The 19,749-nt window shown below is 39.8% G+C and carries 17 protein-coding genes and 1 pseudogene; 10 read left to right on the top strand and 8 right to left on the bottom strand.

What is annotated here, in order from left to right:
* Window positions 1–32: 32 nt before the first annotated feature.
* Both IGL42_RS00550 and IGL42_RS00545 read right to left on the bottom strand, forming a co-directional pair.
* A complete protein-coding gene (locus IGL42_RS00550) occupies window positions 33–641 on the bottom strand; it encodes a class I SAM-dependent methyltransferase (RefSeq protein WP_002356162.1) in 609 nt (202 codons plus the stop codon).
* Between the two features lie 14 nt (window positions 642–655).
* Window positions 656–1,243 carry an SGNH/GDSL hydrolase family protein gene (locus tag IGL42_RS00545; RefSeq protein ID WP_002388735.1) on the bottom strand — a complete coding sequence of 196 codons (588 nt, stop codon included), beginning with the start codon at window positions 1,241–1,243 and terminating at the stop codon, window positions 656–658.
* Between the two features lie 154 nt (window positions 1,244–1,397).
* On the opposite strand from IGL42_RS00545, the gene coaA reads away from it, so the two are divergent.
* The 6 genes and pseudogenes from coaA to IGL42_RS00515 all read left to right on the top strand — a co-directional run bounded on the left by coaA (window position 1,398) and on the right by IGL42_RS00515 (window position 7,735).
* A complete protein-coding gene (coaA, locus tag IGL42_RS00540; RefSeq protein ID WP_002356160.1) occupies window positions 1,398–2,321 on the top strand; it encodes a type I pantothenate kinase in 924 nt (307 codons plus the stop codon).
* A 311-nt stretch (window positions 2,322–2,632) separates the two neighbouring features.
* On the top strand, window positions 2,633–4,195 hold the full coding sequence (gene guaA, locus IGL42_RS00535) for a glutamine-hydrolyzing GMP synthase (RefSeq protein WP_002356158.1): 1,563 nt from the start codon (window positions 2,633–2,635) through the stop codon (window positions 4,193–4,195).
* A 138-nt stretch (window positions 4,196–4,333) separates the two neighbouring features.
* Window positions 4,334–4,664 (top strand): annotated as a pseudogene (locus IGL42_RS00530) (hypothetical protein).
* A 102-nt stretch (window positions 4,665–4,766) separates the two neighbouring features.
* Window positions 4,767–6,635, top strand: coding sequence for a C39 family peptidase (locus IGL42_RS00525; RefSeq protein ID WP_010710975.1), 1,869 nt, complete (start codon window positions 4,767–4,769; stop codon window positions 6,633–6,635).
* Between the two features lie 9 nt (window positions 6,636–6,644).
* On the top strand, window positions 6,645–7,022 hold the full coding sequence (locus tag IGL42_RS00520) for a hypothetical protein (protein WP_002379241.1): 378 nt from the start codon (window positions 6,645–6,647) through the stop codon (window positions 7,020–7,022).
* A gap of 167 nt (window positions 7,023–7,189) precedes the next feature.
* The gene (locus IGL42_RS00515) at window positions 7,190–7,735 is read left to right on the top strand and encodes an ATP:cob(I)alamin adenosyltransferase (protein ID WP_002385445.1); all 546 of its coding nucleotides are present in this window, start codon (window positions 7,190–7,192) and stop codon (window positions 7,733–7,735) included.
* Window positions 7,736–7,782: 47 nt separating this feature from the next.
* Here IGL42_RS00515 and IGL42_RS00510 read toward each other — a convergent pair whose 3' ends face one another.
* Both IGL42_RS00510 and IGL42_RS00505 read right to left on the bottom strand, forming a co-directional pair.
* Window positions 7,783–8,571: a PhzF family phenazine biosynthesis protein gene (locus IGL42_RS00510; RefSeq protein ID WP_104842626.1), complete on the bottom strand. Its 789-nt coding sequence runs from the start codon at window positions 8,569–8,571 to the stop codon at window positions 7,783–7,785.
* A gap of 1 nt (window position 8,572) precedes the next feature.
* Complete coding sequence (locus IGL42_RS00505; protein ID WP_002359267.1) at window positions 8,573–9,538, bottom strand: ornithine cyclodeaminase family protein; 966 nt, start codon at window positions 9,536–9,538, stop codon at window positions 8,573–8,575.
* 97 nt (window positions 9,539–9,635) lie between these two features.
* Between IGL42_RS00505 and IGL42_RS00500 the strand changes: the two genes are divergently transcribed.
* Window positions 9,636–11,048, top strand: a complete 1,413-nt coding sequence (locus IGL42_RS00500; protein WP_002373794.1) for a PLP-dependent aminotransferase family protein — start codon at window positions 9,636–9,638, stop codon at window positions 11,046–11,048.
* The gene (locus tag IGL42_RS00495) at window positions 11,045–11,488 is read left to right on the top strand and encodes a MepB family protein (RefSeq protein ID WP_010710973.1); all 444 of its coding nucleotides are present in this window, start codon (window positions 11,045–11,047) and stop codon (window positions 11,486–11,488) included. Before IGL42_RS00500 ends, IGL42_RS00495 begins: the two co-directional genes overlap by 4 nt.
* A gap of 49 nt (window positions 11,489–11,537) precedes the next feature.
* Here the strand turns inward: IGL42_RS00495 and IGL42_RS00490 are convergent, their stop codons facing one another.
* The 3 genes from IGL42_RS00490 to IGL42_RS00480 all read right to left on the bottom strand — a co-directional run bounded on the left by IGL42_RS00490 (window position 11,538) and on the right by IGL42_RS00480 (window position 16,968).
* Window positions 11,538–12,806: a RidA family protein gene (locus tag IGL42_RS00490; RefSeq protein WP_010710972.1), complete on the bottom strand. Its 1,269-nt coding sequence runs from the start codon at window positions 12,804–12,806 to the stop codon at window positions 11,538–11,540.
* A gap of 427 nt (window positions 12,807–13,233) precedes the next feature.
* On the bottom strand, window positions 13,234–15,741 hold the full coding sequence (locus tag IGL42_RS00485) for an EndoS/ChiA family endoglycosidase (RefSeq protein ID WP_010710971.1): 2,508 nt from the start codon (window positions 15,739–15,741) through the stop codon (window positions 13,234–13,236).
* Window positions 15,742–15,951: 210 nt separating this feature from the next.
* Window positions 15,952–16,968: an NADP-dependent oxidoreductase gene (locus IGL42_RS00480; RefSeq protein ID WP_010710970.1), complete on the bottom strand. Its 1,017-nt coding sequence runs from the start codon at window positions 16,966–16,968 to the stop codon at window positions 15,952–15,954.
* Between the two features lie 187 nt (window positions 16,969–17,155).
* Here IGL42_RS00480 and IGL42_RS00475 point away from each other — a divergent pair, with 187 nt between their 5' ends.
* Entirely contained in the window at window positions 17,156–17,491 is a 336-nt protein-coding gene (locus tag IGL42_RS00475; protein ID WP_002359261.1) for an ArsR/SmtB family transcription factor, read from the top strand.
* Window positions 17,488–18,168, top strand: coding sequence for a type 1 glutamine amidotransferase domain-containing protein (locus IGL42_RS00470; protein ID WP_002367611.1), 681 nt, complete (start codon window positions 17,488–17,490; stop codon window positions 18,166–18,168). Before IGL42_RS00475 ends, IGL42_RS00470 begins: the two co-directional genes overlap by 4 nt.
* A gap of 90 nt (window positions 18,169–18,258) precedes the next feature.
* On the opposite strand, the gene IGL42_RS00465 is transcribed toward IGL42_RS00470, so the two are convergent.
* Window positions 18,259–19,710 carry a YfcC family protein gene (locus IGL42_RS00465; protein ID WP_002356134.1) on the bottom strand — a complete coding sequence of 484 codons (1,452 nt, stop codon included), beginning with the start codon at window positions 19,708–19,710 and terminating at the stop codon, window positions 18,259–18,261.
* Window positions 19,711–19,749 lie beyond the last annotated feature (39 nt).

Genomic DNA, 19,749 nt, shown 5'->3' with positions numbered 1-19,749 from the left:
AAAAGAACCTCCACTAAAGTGGAGGTTCTTTTTTACTCTGCTTCTTTAACACTTCGTAAAATATAATAGCCTTTGTCTTTTGTCACAATTTCAACATTGCCAAATACTTCAGCCATTTTCTTTTCTGCACTAGGTGCACCTTGTTTCTTTTGAATAACTACCGTTAGTGTGCCACCAACTTTCAACAACGGAAAAGCCCCTGTTAAAATGCCATGGACAACTTTTTTGCCTGCACGAATGGGCGGGTTGCTAACAATCGCCGCGTAGGTCGTTTCGTTTAAGGTTTCATACACATTGGAAGAATGAATATCCACAGTAGTAATTTGGTTACGTTGGGCGTTCATTTGAGCTAGCCCAACTGCCCGTTGGTTGACATCCACCATTTCCACCAGTCGACCAGTCGCCGCTGCTAAGGACAACCCAATTGGTCCATAGCCACAACCAACATCTAACAAACGGCCTGCTGGTAAATTTTCCCATTCAAAGGCATCAATCAACACACGAGAACCATAATCCACTGTTCCTCTTGAGAAGACCCCGCTATCGGTCGTAAACTGAAAGGTCCGACCACGTAATGGAAAAGACCAGCTTTCTAAATCATGTGCTAATTCTGGATTTTCTGTATAATAATGATTCGCCATTTTGTTCTTCCTATCTATGCTTGTTTTGGTTTTAGTCTACCTTTTATTTCTCGAACAATCAAGGCACCTAATAATTCATAGCCCACTTGTGAAAAATGCAAACCATCCGCTTGTAAAAATTCATCCGTTCCAGGATAAACAGTCATCGCTTTATACAAATCAATAACTGGCAAGTTATGTGCCGCTCCGACTTCTTGTGCAACCTTGACCAATTCCTTGATACGCGTCTGTGGACGTTCTGGACGTCTGCCACTATCCGCATATGGTGGCGTAATTAAAATCACCTTTTCTGAACCAATTTCGTGAATCATTGTTTCAAGGTTTTCTCTAAACGTGGCTACTGTTATATTTCGATCCAGTGATGCATCATTGGCGCCAAAGAAAATCACCACTTCATCAGGTTTCTCAATTAGTACTTCTTTATTTAATCGTTTTAAACCATCCTCTGTTGTATCGCCAGGCATTCCAGCATTAATAACAGCCACTTCTTCTAGACCCATCGCAACAATATCCCGTTTCACTAAGTCAACAAGAACAGGTGAGACGGCTTCGTCTAAATAACCAGCAGTAATGCTATCACCAAATAATACAATTTTTCTCATGGCTTTTCCCCTCTTTTCTAACAGTTTTCTCTTTTCATGATACCATTTTCATCATAAATTGGCGAAGAAGGGAATTCTTTTGTAAAATCCTGTGTTTCCCTTGTGAAATTATGGTAAAATGTACAAAGATTGAACAGGGTTTGGTGGAGGAACAATGGACGATAAAATGAATTACTACCCAATTTCCAGAGAAGAATGGCATGGGTTTTATCATGACGGCAAAGCACCGTTAACCGAAGCAGAATTGGATAACATTAAAAGTGTGAACGACCAAATTTCACTAAAAGATGTACAAGAAATTTATGTACCCTTAACGCATCTTATTCATTTGTACATGAAAGAATTTGAATCGCTAACACTTAGCAAAGGATTATTCCTACATGAATATGTCTCTGTACCACCATTCATCATTGGAATTGCCGGCAGTGTCGCCGTTGGCAAAAGCACCACCGCTCGTCTTTTGCAAAGAATTCTGGCCCGAACGTTTAAACGAAGAAACGTTCAACTCATTACAACGGATGGATTTTTGTATCCCAATAAAGTGTTAGAAGAACAAGGAATTATGGACCGAAAAGGGTTTCCTGAAAGTTATGACATGGAGAAGCTAATTAATTTCTTAAACGAAGTCAAAAGCGGCAAAGACGAAATTAAAGCACCCGTCTATTCTCACAGTGTCTACGATGTTATCGAAGGCGAATATGAGTTGATTCAACAACCAGATATTTTGATTGTTGAAGGCATTAACACCTTACAGTTACCCGCCAATCAACAAATTTATGTGAGTGATTTTTTTGATTTTTCTATTTTTGTGGATGCCGATCCAGCCTTAATTGAAAAATGGTACTTAGAACGTTTTGGGGCCTTATTAGATACGGCTTTCTTAGATCCTAATAATTATTATTACCAATATGCAATTGGCAAACGAGAAGATGCTTTCGCCATGGCACGGAATGTTTGGAAAACCGTGAACTTACCGAACTTGGAGGAATATATCTTGCCAACGCGCGGACGTGCGGACATTATTTTGCATAAAACGGAAAATCATTTGATTGACCAAATCTATCTACGTAAATATTAAGGGTTGACGAGCTAAGAAATATCCTGTATCTTTTGTAGAAATATCCTTGAAAATTTTCAGCAGAATGCATGACTTTCAAGGAGTAAAATGTTTTAATAAGTATAGCTAGACAAAGAAGAGTACGGAACAAAAGTGAACCACTTTTTAACCGCCTGATTCTCGGCTGTTTAAAAGTAGCCCCTGCGGAATTAAGCCAAAATTTTCTAAAAATCGTAAAACAATTTTTGAAAATCCTTTCTTAATTCTTGGTGCTGACCACTTTTTAACCGCCTTTTCTTTAGATAAATTTAAATGGATAAGGGGTAATAGACGTGACTAACGTTGCCGATTTGACATCTGTCGAAAAAATTATTGTTTTAGACTTTGGTAGTCAGTTTAACCAATTGATTACTCGTCGTATTCGTGAATTTGGCGTATTCTCTGAGTTATTAAGCCACCGAACTACGGCAGAAGAAATTCGCAAAATCGCGCCTAAAGGAATCATCTTCTCAGGTGGACCAAACAGCGTGTATGACAAAGATGCTTTTAGCATTGATCCAGAAATTTATGAGTTAGGAATTCCCATTCTTGGCATCTGCTACGGTATGCAATTAATGACTCATAACTTAGGCGGAAAAGTAGAACCTGCCGCAAACCGTGAATACGGAAAAGCAGAATTAGAAATCCTTGGTGATGCGACCTTATTCCAAGGAACACCTGCGAAACAAACCGTTTGGATGAGCCACGGTGATTTAGTAACAGAAATCGCTCCTGGATTCGAAAAAGTTGGGACAAGCAATGATTGTCCAATCGCTTCTATCGAAGATGCCAACCGCAAATTCTACGGCGTACAATTTCACCCAGAAGTTCGTCATTCAGAATATGGTAACGACTTATTACGTCACTTTGCTTTTGATGTGTGTGGCTGTACTGGTGACTGGAGCATGGAAAACTTCATCGATATGGAAGTCGCTAAAATCCGTGAACAAGTAGGCGATAAAAAAGTCTTACTTGGTTTATCAGGTGGCGTTGACTCAAGTGTTGTCGGCGTGCTTTTACAAAAAGCCATTGGCGACCAATTAACTTGTATCTTCGTTGACCATGGATTATTACGTAAAGGTGAAGCGGAACAAGTAATGGAAAGTTTAGGCGGTAAATTTGGCTTAAACATTATTAAAGTAGATGCGAAAGAACGCTTCTTAAGCAAATTAGCAGGCGTTTCTGACCCTGAACAAAAACGTAAAATCATCGGTAACGAATTTGTGTATGTTTTTGATGACGAAGCAACTAAACTTGCTGGGGAAGAAGGCGTTTCATTCCTAGCACAAGGAACTCTTTACACAGACGTCATCGAATCTGGTACAGAAACTGCGCAAACAATTAAATCACATCACAACGTTGGTGGTCTTCCTGAAGACATGCAATTTGAATTAATTGAACCTTTAAATACATTATTCAAAGACGAAGTTCGTGCCTTAGGAACTGAACTTGGCATGCCTGATGCAATCGTTTGGCGCCAACCATTCCCAGGACCAGGATTAGGTATTCGTGTGCTTGGTGAAATTACAGAAGATAAATTACAAATCGTTCGTGATTCAGATGCTATCCTACGTGAAGAAATCGCAGCAGCTGGCTTAGATCGTGACATTTGGCAGTACTTTACTGTCTTACCTGGCATCCGCTCAGTAGGCGTTATGGGCGATGGCCGTACCTACGATTACACAGTCGGTATCCGTGCTGTGACTTCTATCGACGGCATGACCGCTGACTTTGCCCGTATCCCTTGGGATGTTTTACAAAAAATCTCTGTGCGCATCGTGAACGAAGTCGCACATGTAAACCGTATCGTGTACGATATTACTTCAAAACCACCTGCAACTGTGGAGTGGGAATAACAATCAACCCGCTAGAAAACCTATTTTATAGGTGTTTCTAGCGGGTTTTCTTTTGTATTATCACACTTTCCTCCCACCATTCTCCATTTTTCCTTTGCTCCACCGCCCTCAAAGTCCTATAATTTAATCATAAGAATAGTGGCTATTAATAAAATTCATCAATTAAAAGGAAGCGATTTCAACATGTCAAAAGCAACTTTTCTTAAGTATGGTTTTGTTGTCCTCTTCATAGGAATTTTTTTACTTCGTGCCCAAAAATTTATTTCTGAGCCCCTTTCGTACCTTTTTTCGGGTATTCTTTTGCTTATTGTTGCGTATTTAATACTCGTGAAAAAAATGAACTTTTTCTCAAGTTTGCTCACAGTTACCGACCAGCCTTCTTCTACCCAACAACGATTAGGTCAACCTTTCTGGTCTTGTCAGTTTATTGATTGGTTTACTTCTGGTAATTTTTTCAGTCATTTTATAGACACTTTTTCACTATTGTTCTTATAAAAACAAGACGTTCTTGTTTGGCCTTTGACGTTGTCGTATACTATAAATAATAAATAAGCTATGAAGGAGTAAATTAATGAAAAAAAGTGTTATAACTAGTTCTATGTTAGCGGTTTTGTTGTCGGGATTTCTCGTTACCCCTATTTCTGCTTACGCTTTAGAACGCTCTAAGGGAACTACTGAAGAAACGGTGGCTTCAGAAACATCTCTAACGGAGCAACAAATGAGTAGCGGTGTCACTGAAGAAATGAATCCAAGCATCATAAATTCTCAAGAGGAAACAGAAACAACTTCCACTTCCTCAACCTCCGATTCCACCACTGAAGTTTCTACATCAGAAGTAACAACTGTTAATGATACAGAAAATAGTAGCGACGATACTGAAACTACTTTGGAAACATCACAAAGTAATGAGGACACACCTATAGCACCGGCAAAAGCAGAAGAAAAAGTTCCTGATATTAATTATCAGACACATATCCAAGACATCGGATGGCAAGGGGTTGTCAAAAACGGGGAAATTTCTGGGACTAGCAGACGCTCTTTACGTCTTGAAGGAATTAAAATGAATATTTCAAATTCAGATTTGGCTGGATCTGTAGAATATAGAACACATGTCCAAGAAATTGGGTGGCAAGGATATGTGAAAGATAATCAATTGTCTGGTACAAGCGGAAAGTCTTTGCGGCTCGAAGCGATTCAAATTCGCTTAACTGGAGAAATAGCTAACGCATATGATGTTTATTATCGTGTGCATATAGAAGATAAAGGTTGGTTGAATTGGGCAAAAAACAGTGAGTCCGCAGGTAGTCAAAGCGCCGCTAAAAGATTAGAATCCATTCAAATTAAATTAGTGAAGAAGGGCGAAGCGGCACCTGAAGGAAATGGAAAAGCCTTTTTAATTGGAAATGAAGCAAAACGTCCAGATGAAATCAAACCAACTGTCAATTATCAAACACACGTGCAAAATATTGGTTGGCAAGGGGTTGTCAAGAATGGCGAAATAGCTGGTACAAGTGGGAAAAATTTACAACTGGAAGCAATCAAAATCAACCTGAGTGATGCTGCTCTAGCTGGAAACATAGAATACTCTACGCACATCCAAAATATCGGATGGCAAGATTATAAAGCCAATGGGGCATTATCTGGCACAACTGGAAAAAATTTACAATTAGAAGCCATTAAAATTAAACTGTCCGGTGATGTTTCAAGATATTATGATGTCTATTACCGTGTCCATATCCAAGATAAAGGTTGGTTAAATTGGGCAGCTAATGGCGCCCCAGCTGGAAGTCAATCTGCATCTAAACGGTTGGAAGCTATTCAAATCAAAATAGTTAGAAAGGGTGAAACGGCTCCTAAAGGATCTGGAAAAGCTTTTTTAGTTGGCGATGAAGCTCGCACACCAGCAGAGATAGCAAACAGATTACGTGCAGAAAGATTAAAGAAAAAACCTTATTATTATTCTCAACGTGACCCACAATGGATTAATACTTATATCGGAAACTATACCATTGGCGCAGCAGGATGTGTTCCAACAAGTTTATCTATGATTTTAAGAGGCTCTTACGGTTATAATGTAAATCCTGTCAGTGTTGCAACAAGAATGGCATCTTATGGCGGGTTAAATCAAAGATACTTTGGCGCTTCTGCAACTGATTTAGTGATAACAGCTCAATCATATGGCCGTTCGATCAAAGTTATTAATGATGTAGCTACATTGAACGCCTATCTTTCTGAAGGATATCCTGTTATTTTATATCAAAATGTTGGGATTGGACATGCTATTGTCGTTCATGAGTACAAAAATGGTTACACTTTAACCTATGATCCATACGGCCGCCAGTTTTACTCAGGTTGGGTGTCAACACAAGCACTTTGGAATACTCCGTCAAATGATCCAATTGATTGGACAGAAGGCCGACCATGTTTCGTTATTTTATAGGAGGATATAATGAAAAAAAAACTTATTGTACTATTGTTAGCCTTATTTTTAACGGCATGTAGTAATAATACTGGGGGAAAAAATAGCGACGCTTCTTCTACTGAAGTATCAACTAAGCAGCAAACTACCCAGTCTTCTAAAAAAGATAGTAGTAATCCGGACACAACACCAACTTCTACATCATCTATAACAATTGAAACAACCGAGAATTTAAAGAATAGAGAATTGAATCCAACAGATGATGTTTCAAAAACTAGACGACAATTGTATGAACAAGGAATTAACAGTTCAACAATTACGGATAAAGAACTAAAGGAATATATATCAGAGGCTAAAGAACAAAAGAAAGATGTGATTGATTATATTAAGCAAAAAATAAATCAATAAAGTTATCTCATATTCATTCCCCCCTTGACTCTCCCTTCACTCTTGGCTATGATTACCTTAGCAAGTACAATGGTGTACTGTGAACAGTCGAGCAACGGCGCTCAAAAAGATTGGCTTTCGTGCATTCTTTTTGAGGGCTTTTTATTTTTAGAAAGTAGGGAAATTGAATGGAAAAAATGTACCGCAGTCCGTATGAAGCGTACCCGTATCTATCTTCTAAACCAGAAGATTTACGATGTGATTTTGAATTAATGACTGATGAATTAGCCTCGATGACAGGTCTTCTACGAGGATATGTGCAACAATTAGACGTCCCTGAACAGCCTGCACTAACAGAAGAACTAGCCAAAATTTGCGAGTTAATCTACCATGTCAATCCAACGACTCGAACAAAATTAACAGTCACAGAGGAAGAAATAGCCTGGCTTTTGGAACGTGTCAATGCTATGAATGAACTGACATACGAAGAAAATCGTCCTTTTGTTTTACCGATGGGCACAATCTGTTCCTCTTATGCACACATTTTAAGAGCCAAAGCCAAAGATATTGTTCGTTTACTTTATCGCATGGACTATGGTGGTAAAAAAATTGATCCGCAGCTGTATGATGTAGTCAACTTACTCTCAGGTTACTTTTTCATGTTAGCTTTGTATCTAAATCAGCTCGAAAATGGTGAAGAAGTCCCCTTTGTTTCTCGCAACTATTCTATTTAAAAAGTACACCGACCGCTAACGATGAATTGCTAGCGGTCGGTGTACTTTTATACAGGCAAGTACGCTTCCCCTTTTGCAAATAGTTTAGCAGTACCACCAATAATGACTCGATCTTCTTTCACTTCACAAGTTAAAAAGCCGCCTCTTGGGGACACTTGATAGGCCGAAAGGGTCGTTTGATTGAGCCGTTTTCCCCAATAAGGAATTAAATTGGCGTGCGCAGAACCACAAACTGGATCTTCGTTAATTCTTAGTTTCGGGAAAAAAGTTCGTGAAACAAAATCCACCGAGTCTCCTGGTGCCGTTACAATGACTCCTACTCCTAAATTCAATGCTTTTAATGCAGAAAAATCTGGTGTGATTTTTGCCACTGTCTCTTCGTTTTTTAAGACAAAAAATAAATCGCGGCCTAAATAAGCTTCATAAATTTTCGCGCCTAAAGCGACTTCATACTCTGGCAAAATTGGAATCCTTTCCGGTAGGATATAAGGAAAATCTAGATAATAGTATTCCTCTTTTTTGGTCACTGCGAGCGGTCCACTTTGACTAGTAAAATGAAGCGTTTCTTCCGCAACGGAATAATAGTTAAATAACACAAAAGCCGTCGCTAATGTAGCATGTCCACAGAGATCGATTTCTCGTTCCGGCGTAAACCAGCGCAGGGCGTAACTTTTTCCCTCTTTGACTGTAAAAGCAGTCTCTGACAAATTATTTTCAATCGCAATGTTTTGCATCACCGCTTCTGGCAACCACTTTTCCAAAACATAAACAGCGGCGGGATTGCCTTTAAAAACTTCCTCCGCAAAAGCATCGACAATATAATAGGGATAACTCATTTTAATTCTCTCCTTGTATTTTTTGATAAATGTATTCCGCGCAACACAAATCCTCAACTGCTAAGCCAACCGCATCAAAAATCGTGCGGCCTTTCTGCTCCGCCTTTAGTTTAACTTTGCCAGTCACTAATTCGCCGAGAGAACCTACAATTTTTTCAGCTGAAAAGGCACCTTCTGAAATCGGAATTAAAAGATCCCCGCTTTCTTTTAATGCAGCCGCGTACTCATCTACAAACACTTGACTGTTTTTAACAAGGTCGCTTGTTAATTCTCTGGAAGTCGGCGTGAATGTGCCAATCGCATTGATATGGGCATTCGGCAAAACGTCTTTTTCTTCTAAAAATGCGTCCTGACTGGAAGTTAGTGTACAGATAATTTCCGCTTCCTGGACGGCTTCTTGGACAGAAGAACAACCAATAAAGGTACATTCGGGGTAATTGTGCTGTTGCTTAGCGATTAATTTTCGTGCGCGTTCTGCTGTGCGGTCATATATAAAAACCTTTTCAATCGCCCGAACGCTTTGTAGCGCTGCGAGATGAGATGAAGCTTGTTGACCTGCACCAATCAAAGCGATACTTTTTGCCTTTGGAGCTGCTAAATAATCGGTTGCCAAAGCAGAAACAGCTGCCGTGCGAAGCCACGTAATCGCATTGGCGTCCATCATCGCGACTGGTCTTCCAGTAGAACTATCAAACAATAAAATTTGACCAAGATGCGAGGCCAAATTTTTTTGTGGATTTTCTGGAAAAGCTGTAATGATTTTTGCTCCAAAAAAGCGATTTTTTCCTAAGTAAGCAGGCATTAATGCAAAAAGATTCTGATTTTCCCCATCTGGTAAAACCTCTACATGGCGCTCACTTTGCGAAATTTTTCCTTTTTGCAACTCTGCAAAGCAACGTTTCATCACTTGAATTGCTTCGGAAAACGACAATTGTTGAATAACCCTCTCATAAGAAATAATGTCCATCTGAATTCCTCCCTTTGCGCTATCATAAACCAGACAAACAATACACTCAATGCTATAATTGTATGGAATACAATTTTATAGAAAGGAAGTTCCCCTCATGCCGATTAATTCCTATGAGAACTATGCGTTGTCATGGCGCCCTGTTAAAGAACGTTTAACAAGACCTTATTACCAATCATTGGTTCAACAATTAGAAGCGGATATCTTATCTGGTGCACTTCAAAAAAATGTGAAATTGCCTTCGCAAAGAGAATTAGCTGATTACTTGGATCTGAATTTCACGACGATTGGTCAAGCCTATAAACACGCTATGGAAAAAGGCTTACTTTATACCAACATCGGTAGCGGCACTTTCGTTTCTCCCAACGCGTTTCACTCAATTACAATCTCTACCAACCAAGTAGCGGACCATCTAATTGATTTAGGGCTGGTTAGTTCCTTTGATATGTGTAATCAGCGGATTTTACCTTTTATTGAATCCGTTAGTAAAAATGCGGCCCTTAACAGTTTGCTAAATTATCGCGATCCTTTAGGTACGCACTTTCAACGAGCAACCGCTGCCGAATGGCTTCAGACACAAGGCGTTCGGACCAATGCCGAAGAAGTTGCCATTGTATCTGGTGTCCAGAATGGGCTGGCCGTGACGTTAGCCGCCGCTTTTTCTCCAGGTCAGCGGATTGCCGTAGATCGATACACGTATTCAAATTTTATTGAACTCGCCCAGCTTTATCATTTAGAAATCGTCCCGATTGGCTATGATTCCGAGGGGATGGACCCAGAGCATTTACTGCAAGAATGCAAAAAGAAAAAAATACATGGTATTTTCTTAATGCCCGCATGTAATAACCCGATTGGTTTCCAAATGTCTAGCGCCCGCCGAATGACTTTAGCTGAAATCATTCAGCAAGAACACTTATGGGTAATTGAAGATGACATTCATTCTTTTTTAACAACTTATGCACAGCAAGCAGTTTTACCAACGTTTCAAGAACTCTTACCTCAACAAACGATTTACTTAGCGGGGATGACAAAATTTGTCTGTACAGGCTTACGCATTGCGTACCTTGTTTTCCCTCCGCTTCTTCGCCAAGAAATAGAGCGTGCGATTTTTAATATTAACGTTAAAACTTCTGGCTTTGATGCTGAAATTGTCACCCAAGTCTTACGCTCACCAGTTGCAGAAGAATTAGTGATAGAAAAATTGGCTTTAACAAAACAAGCCAATGACTTATTTGATACCATTTTTGGGTTAGCTAGACCTAGCAATCCTTTGCCGTACTACCGAACTATTCCCCTTTCTACCGAAAAAACGGCGCCGCAAATTGAACAAGAATTTCTCCAAAATGGGGTACGTCTTTTTCACTCGAGCCGCTTTACTGTGCAAAATCAGCCAGATGCTTTTTTACGAATTTCCTTGGCCTCCAATCAGCTTGAGGTATTGGCGAAAGGATTAACCATTATCCAAGAACTCTTACCGACATTAAACGAAAAGAAAGGACATTCCCTATGAATTCATTACCGATACTTGAAAAAGCAGTGGGCGCGATCACGCTGCTTTCCGAAGAACAACAAAATGCCGAATATGAAGGCTTTTTATGCCAAGTTAATGAATCGCAACAACTTATCCGCAGTCGCTTAGCCAAAAAAACGCCGAAAAAAGAAGGCTATTTTGTAGCCTTTTGGGAAAAAAATCAACAAAATCAGAACGAAGCCTTTGATGCAACGGAAGCCCCTGAAATGTTAGCAATTGTCATTTCTGATCAAGAAAAGCAAGGTCTCTTTCTTCTGCCGAAAGAATGTTTAATCCAACAAAAAATTCTCAAAACGCACCAACAAAAAGGCAAAATGGCGGCCCGTTTTTATCCTTCTTGGTGCCAAAACCTTAATCAAACCGCCAAAAAAACACAAAAATGGCAACTAACTTACTTTACTGATTTATCTAAATACTAAAAACGTCAGCTGGCTTCAGAAGCCAGCTGACGTTTGTTTATTTTACTGTTTAGCCAATTGGTGGCGTACCTTCTGCGTTCCCAGCAATCGCTTCGATTTGAATCTGGGCACCTTTTGGTAAATCCGTCACACCAATCACTCTTCTGGCAGGCGTGCCTTCAGGGAAGTACGTTTGGTAGACGTCATCTACTACCGCCAGCTCTTCAATCTCTTTCACAAAAATATTCACTTTCACCAGATCAGCTAAGCTGTGATCCACACTTTCAATAATCGCTTTGATGTTTTCTAAACATTGCGTCGTTTGTTCCTTGATTCCACCAGCGACTAACGCATTTGTTTTAGGGGCCAATGGTAGCTGAGCTGATAGATGGTTGTAATGAGAAAAAGCAACAGTTTGTGTCGAAAATGGACACTTCGGTGCGTGATCTGTATTATTTGCTTCAATAATTAATCCATGTCGATCTTCAATCGCTTGTGGTGGCGTACCATCCCCATGAGAAACCACCGCTTCTACTTGCACCGCCGCCCCCATTGGTAAATCAGCAACAGCAATCACTGTTCGTGCTGGCATGTAATTGACCGTACGCGCAATTCCTGAATCTGGGAAAAAAGCGGCATATACTTGATTGACAGCTTCTAGCTTAGATAAATCTTTTAAATAAATATTGACCTTCACAATATCATCAAAAGGCACATCAATACTGGTTAAAATGGCTTTTATGTTTTTCAAACATTGTTTTGTTTGCGTTTTAACACAGCCAGCCACAACTCTGCCCGTTTGAGGATCTATAGGCAATTGTGCAGACAGATTGTTATAGTGAGAAAACGCGACCGTTTGACTGGCTAGAGCATCAATTGGTGCCTGAACAGTCTGATTTGTTAATTTAATTAAATCCCCAGCTTGAGGTGCATTAGGGATAGTTCCTTCCCCATTTGAAACAAGTGCCTCCATTTGAACAGAAGCGCCTAACGGCAAATCTGCGACGGCGACCACTGTTTTAGCTGGATAATAATGGGTAAAAAAGGCCGCATAGACCTCCTCAACTGCGGCAGCATCCCGCATATCTTTGACAAAAATGGTCATTCTGACAATGTCACTCATCACATGGTTGATACTTTCAACAACCGCTTGGATATTTTTCAAACATTGTGTCGCTTGGACCCGAATGCCACCTTCTACCAATTGTCCAGAGGTTGGCTCAATAGGTAACTGTGCCGACAAATGATTATAGTGGGAAAATGCGACTGTTTGGGCTGCGAGAGGATGCTTTGGTGCACGCTCTGTATTTCTTGCTAAGACGATATTTTCATTACTCATAACTCTACTCCCTTTTTTAGCATTCCAACAAAAATGATTCCGCTTACATTTCCAAGCATTAAACTTCCAACAAGATCCTTTTTATTTTCCTGCTTTTCTATTAATGGTGATAGCTTTCCACCACCACTTCTTTCAGTCTACAATAAGAACAGGAACATTTCAATAAGGCATTCCTAAATTGATTGTTGGCCCGCAAACAAATCTTCTTCAGTAAAGAAGGCTGAGGTCGGGAAAGAACCGTTTAGCTCCGAGAAATAAGAAGAAATTTCCGAAAATTGCTCTTTAATTTTTGGAGAATTTCGGCTTATTTCCGAAGGAGTTGGTTCTGTTCCCGCCGTTTATCAGGTTTTGATCCTGGGACAAAAATCCAAAGTGATTTTTGTCCCAGGATCAGTCTTTATAGATAACTCGTTAGCTTTAACTAGTTTTATTTAACCACCATATACTCACGATAATTTTCCGAGAACGTATCCATTAGCGTATAAATTCGTTCAAAATCATAGTCACGACGAGGGTCATCATACCAAACACATTGAATACTTCCAATAATTGTAAGATTTGGGCTACCTGCTGGCACATCTGTAAATGCTTTTTTCGACATATTTGCTAAAGCATCATCATATTGATAAATGCCAGAATCAACATTGCCAGCTACCCAATACCACGCATCATTGGTATTAAAAATTTTGTGTCCTTTTTGAACAAAGTACTCAGGTTTGGCTACGTCATACCCACTCCAACCGGCTGTCCAATAAGAAATAATAATCTCTGGGTCAAATGTACCGAAAGAATCGTCGCTGTTGTAATAAATGCCATCATTGAAGCTCATTGGCTGCATGCCCGCATCTTTAATTATTTTAGCTAAATCATTCGCATAAGCGACAAAATCCTTGTAGCGCCCAGAAGATTGCAGTTTCGCCCAACCGCCCGTGTCGACATCATTTGCATACTCATCGCCGCCAAAATTGAAAATTTCACTATGCGTGGAAAAATAAGCCACGTACTTACTGATAATCGCCTTTGTGAAATTCACTGCCTTTTGGTTCCCTAAATCTACTGTTCGTTTTGAGCCATCAAAAGCGGGATTTTTAATCGCTAGTTTTTCCATGGCCACTAACAAGGCATCCATATGTCCTGGACTGTTAATCACGGGAATGATGTTGATGTTGCGCGCTTTCGCAAAAGCCAACAACCGATCCATTTCTTTTTGTGTTAACGCGTTGCCATTAGGGTCATTGTAATACGCGTTGTTGCCTCGTTGGATTGCTTTTGAAACCCGGTTGTGGTTGTATTTTTTACCATTCACATTGACCGACATATCATCCAAGATAAACCGTAAGCCATCATTTCCTAAAATTAATTGGACATCTGTGTACCCATTTTGACTGGCTTTGGCCACTAATTCTTCCAGTTGTTCCACGGAAAAATATTTTCTTCCCGCATCAATGGAAAAGACACTTTTTAAAGGTTGTGTTTGTTTCTCTTTTAAATTATCCAAAGCTGTTTGGACCTCCGTTTGCCAAGTAGTCACTTGCGCGGATGTATACGTTTTTCCCGCAAGTTCTGTTGCGACTGTCTCTTTTGTTGTTTGTAGTGCTTGAATCGTTTCTGGTGTATAGCTTTCTGCCTTTTCAATGGCTGTAACTGCTTGATCCAACGCACGATATAAAGTGGTTAAGTCAATGGCTAACAGGCCTTTTTCTAATTCAGCATCATAGATGTTTGAAATCCCTTGGCCATAATCGCCACCTAAAATAGCTTTATTCACATCATAAAGCGTTGTTGCTTGTGTCACTGCTTCTGCGGCTTTATTTTGTGCTTCAAGGTCTGTGTTGGCGTAGCTAATTCGTTTTAAATAGTGTTGCGCAGCCGCTTTCATCTCTGCAAGAGAAACGCCTTTACTCTCTGCAATGGCCGTTTTTGTCCAAAGCAAATTAGAAGGTTTTATCTGATTTAAATCGTCTTCATTATAGGTGCGACCATCGCGATCTAAGGCATAGAGGAACATGCCCCCTAAATTATTTTCATAAGAATAACGAGCTACTTTATACATGTTACTTTCCATATACGGCTCTTTTGTGTCATACCAGCGGTTGCGATCTTGCTCTTCTGGGAAAGTTAATCCTGGAACAAATCGTTCCCCATTGAGAACCGGACTTAAATTATTTAATGCTCGTTGCGTGCGTTGGTCATCGCTGCCATACTGTTGATACGCGAGAAAATCGAAACAGTCACTGACATCTTGTAAAGGTGGTAAATATTCTGCATTGGTATCATACAAAAATGGACGATCCGTTCCCGACTTCGGTCCAATGTATTTTGATAATGCACGAATGACCCCATTAGATAGAACAATATCTTTTTCACTTGGACGAGTTTCCATGTCAATATCTAACCCATCAATTCCTAAATCATCGACAAATTTGGTTAACAACTCTTTCGCATAAGCATCAAATTCTGCTTCTGTAGGCGTTGTTCCTGCGTAAGGAACTTTTAATAGCTCGCTGTAATCAATCCCACGAACTAAACGAACACCTCGTGCATGCAGTGCTGGCGCATACTCATTTTTTAACGTATCATAAAATGGCTGTGCAAGTGCTTCTTGTCCTTTTGGCACATAACTAAAGACATTCACAATGTCAATACCATAAGGAATATCGTGCATCGTTAGCCAATTTTCATCTGGCAATGTTGTATTAACTCCTTGCATCGTTTTGTCACGCCAGGCCCGATAATAAACCATAAAATGTTTCTCTTGGGTCGGCTCATTGGCTTGGCTGATCATTGGTTGATGAAACAGACTAAATAAGATAAACGCCAAGCCAACCAATAACGAAAGACCCAGCCAACTGACAATTGTTTCTCTGTTTTCTCCTTTTCTTGTCGATAAATTGTTCCCCACTTTGAACACCATTCCTTTCTGCACTCCGTTCATTTTTGTGTATCCACCTAAAAAGAAAGCGCATACACAACCATCAATAGAATAACAAAAAATAACGAATTTGCAAAATAGAAACTGGAAAAATGAGGATTTTCTATAAAAATCTTTTCCCGCCTAAAATCACTTTTGTTAGACGGCGTTTAAATGGTAAACTTTGAGACTTGCAAGAAAAATAGGCCTGTTTTTCTTGCAAGTCTCCTTTACTTAGTCGTGATCAACATCGGCGATTTTCACAACAATTTTCCCTTGTGCTCGCCCTGTCAGTGAATAGTCCACTGCTTCTTGAATTTGGCTAAAAGGTACGACTCGGTCAATTATCGGCTGTAATTTTCCCTGTTCAATGAGCTCAGTGAGTAAAGCTAATTGCTCGCCATCTGGACGCATAAACAAAAAATGATAACTAACATCTGTGGCTTGCTCCAATCGATGAATCTTGCGGGTAGCTATTTTAAAGGCCCATTGTTTCCAAAGCGGCAAGCCATACTCTTTAGCAAAACGTTCGTTGGGAATGCCTGACAATGTAACAACTTTTCCCTGAGGTTTAACCACTGAAAAAGCTTTTTCTAAGATTGTCCCCCCCATTGTATCAAACACATAATCATAGTCGGATAAAACTTCTTCAAAATTTTGTGTCCGATAGTCAATCACTTCATCTGCTCCCAACGCTTGAACCCATTCTTTATTTTTACTACTCGTTGTGGTGGCAACGTAAGCGCCTGCTAGTTTTGCTAATTGAATCGCAATGGTTCCAATCCCTCCTGAACCTGCTTGAATCAGGACTTTCTGGCCTGGCTGTACATTCATAATATCATGTAGCGCTTGATAACTTGTCAAACCGACTAACGGAATGGCCGCAGCTTCTTCAAACGTTAAATTTTTCGGCTTCATAGCTACAGCCGCTTGATCCACTGCAATATATTCAGCAAAAGTTCCCACGCGATTTTTGGGTACTCGCCCGTAAACTGCATCGCCCAGCCTAAAATTTTGAACATTTTTTCCAACAGAAACAACAATCCCAGCAAAATCACTGCCTAAAATCAGTGGCATTTGATAATTTAAAAGCATCTTTACTTTGCCATCTTTTGTTTTTAAATCAATCGGGTTGATACTGGCAGCGATAATTTTGACCAAAACATCATTGTCATGAATGGTGGGTAAGGGCACCTCCTCGATTGCTAATTCTTTTTGTCCGTATTTATGAATTAAAGCGGCTTTCATCATTGAATCTTTCCTCTCTTTCTATCCCTTTTATTGGTTTAAAAGTTTAAAAGTTTAAACCTTTAATCAATTAGTATCTTAACGAAAAATGGGATCCACGTCAAGTTTCAGCCCTCAGCGTATTTTATTGACAAAAAACACGAAAAATGGTTTAATCGTTTAAAAATACGAACCAAAGAGGCGAAAGAATATGAAAGAATTAGAAGGAATTCAAACAGAATTTACTGCGCTTAGTGATTTTTTAATCGCATTGGGTGATGAAAAACGCCAAGCAATTATTATTGCACTGTTAGAAGACCAGGCCTGTGTTGGCCGTCGTGTCACTGAGTTAACAGAGGCGACACAACTCTCACGTCCCGCTGTTTCTCACCACTTAAAAATTTTGAAACAAGCCAAATTAATTGATTGTCGCAGTGAAGGAACTAAAAATTATTACTCACTTTCTCACGATACCACCAAAATTGAGCAACTCCAACAACTATTGACCCACATTACGTCGATTATGCCAGGGAGGAAGCAAGCATGAAAAAAATTCTCGTGGTCCTCACAAACGTCTCCCGTTATCACGGCACCGAAGAACCAACGGGCCTCTGGCTAGGTGAAGCCACGGAGTTCGTGGAAGAAGTAACCAAAGCAGGATTTTCAGTTGACTATGTTAGTCCCCAAGGAGGCTATGTCCCTTTGGATCCCCGGAGTATGAAATATGTAGATTCATCCATTATGGCGGTTTATGAAAGTGCCGATTTTCAAGAACGAGCGCTAGCGCATTCCCTCTCTCTTGAAGAAATTGATCCAGATGAATACGCAGCGATTTACTTTACAGGAGGCCATGGCGTTATGTGGGACTTCCCTGATAATCCTCAGTTGCAAGCAATCACTCGTAGCCTTTACGAACAGGGCAAGTACCTAACTTCTGTTTGTCACGGAATTGCTGGTCTTTTAAATGTCAAAGATGCGTCAGGAAATTATTTGATTGCAGATAAAACCATTACTGGCTTCACTACTGCAGAAGAAATTTTAGCCATGAAAAAAGCAGTTGTTCCTTTCTTAAACGAAACAATTGCCAAAGAACATGGTGCTACTTTTGCGAAAAAGCGTCCCTATAAAGAATTTGCGTATCAAGATGGCCGTATAATCACTGGGCAAAATCCTTTTTCTGTCCGCGCTGTCGCAAGATTGTTAATTCAACAACTATCAAAATGAAACAACAGCGACTACTTTTAGGTAGTCGCTGTTGTTTCATTGCTTCTTCTTTTTTCCGAAAGCCGAAGCCCTAACATAAAAAATTTTTGATTAGCTAAAGAGTAACATCGCGCCAATTAAGATAATTAGGTTAATTAAGCCTAAGACAATCATTGGTTTGGCCATGAATTTTGTCCAAGTGGCATATTGAACTTTGGAAATTTCCAAACCACCCATTACGACACCAGATGTTGGCGTGATCAAATTAATCAAGCCACAACCTGAAGCAAAAATCATAACCATCACTTCTGGACTTAAACCAATGTTTTTAGCTAACGCACCCATTACAGGAATAGAAACGTACGCTAAACCAGAAGTTGAAGGAATTAGGAAAGATAAACCTAAGTATAAAACAAAGGCACCGATGACAAATAAGACTGGGGAGAGTCCTTGTAATAAGCCTGCCGCTTTATCAAGGATAAATGAATCTAAATACGTTTTAGACATCAAAACAGATGCCCCGCGAGCAACTACGATAATTAAAACAACGGATAACATATCTTTGGCACCGTCGATAAATGCTTCAATGGTTTCTTTTTCAGTAAAGCGACCAATCAAGGCAGCAATGATCCCTAAAAGGAAGAACCACATCGCTAAGTCGCCAAAGTACCAGTCACCGAAACTGTTGCCTGTTAAAACAGACGTCCAGCCTTTGAAAATCGTCACTCCAAAGTCGTTCCATGGAATTAAGGAAACAATCATAATGACAAAACAGAAAGCGAATACCATTAAGATTTTTTTATGACGATTCGTAAATGGCATTTCTTTCGACGCTGCTTGTCCATACGTTTTTTCCATATCCTCTTGTTCTTGTAAAGATAAAATTGTTGAACCTTTGTCAGCCTTCACTTTTTTCGCATAACGCATCACAATGAAAATAGAATAGCTAGTAGAGGCCGCCCACAAAATAGCACCGACAATTAAAATAATTCCTGTATTCGGCTGAATGCCAATACCTCGCAACGCATCCATCGCTACCCCTGTGGAGAAAGGGTTAACCGTTGAACCGATAACACCTGATCCTGCACCCAATAGCACAGTACCCACTGCGACAAACGTATCAAAACCAGCGGCGACCATGGTGGCACTCAATAAACCATAAAAAGGAATTGTTTCTTCTGCCATTCCATAAGTCGAACCACCAATAGAAAATAAAATCATTAAAATCGGAATGATTTTCAATTCGTTCCCTTTTAACTTTTTAACGACTGATTGAATCCCTGCTTCAAGAGCCCCAGTTTGCGTCACAATATTTAAAAAGCCACCGAGTACTAAAATAAAAATATTAATTTCAATGGCATCTTTAAACCCATTGAATGGAGCCATGATAATATCCGATAATTTGGCCCCTACCACGTGGTCAACCATTTTGCCATCAATTTCTCTTGGGGTAAATGGCTGGCCATTTAGCAAGACCGTTACGATACCTAAAACAATTAAAATAATAAATAAAATACTAAAAGACGAAAGCTGTTTTTTGTTTTTCTTCTTTTTTTCTGCCATATCCTTTTATACAGGAACCTACTTTCCTGTATCTCCCTT

The organism is Enterococcus sp. DIV0712 (assembly GCF_050554855.1).
Taxonomy (GTDB): Bacteria; Bacillota; Bacilli; order Lactobacillales; family Enterococcaceae; genus Enterococcus; species Enterococcus faecalis.
This window is presented reverse-complemented; position numbering and strand designations above follow the sequence as displayed.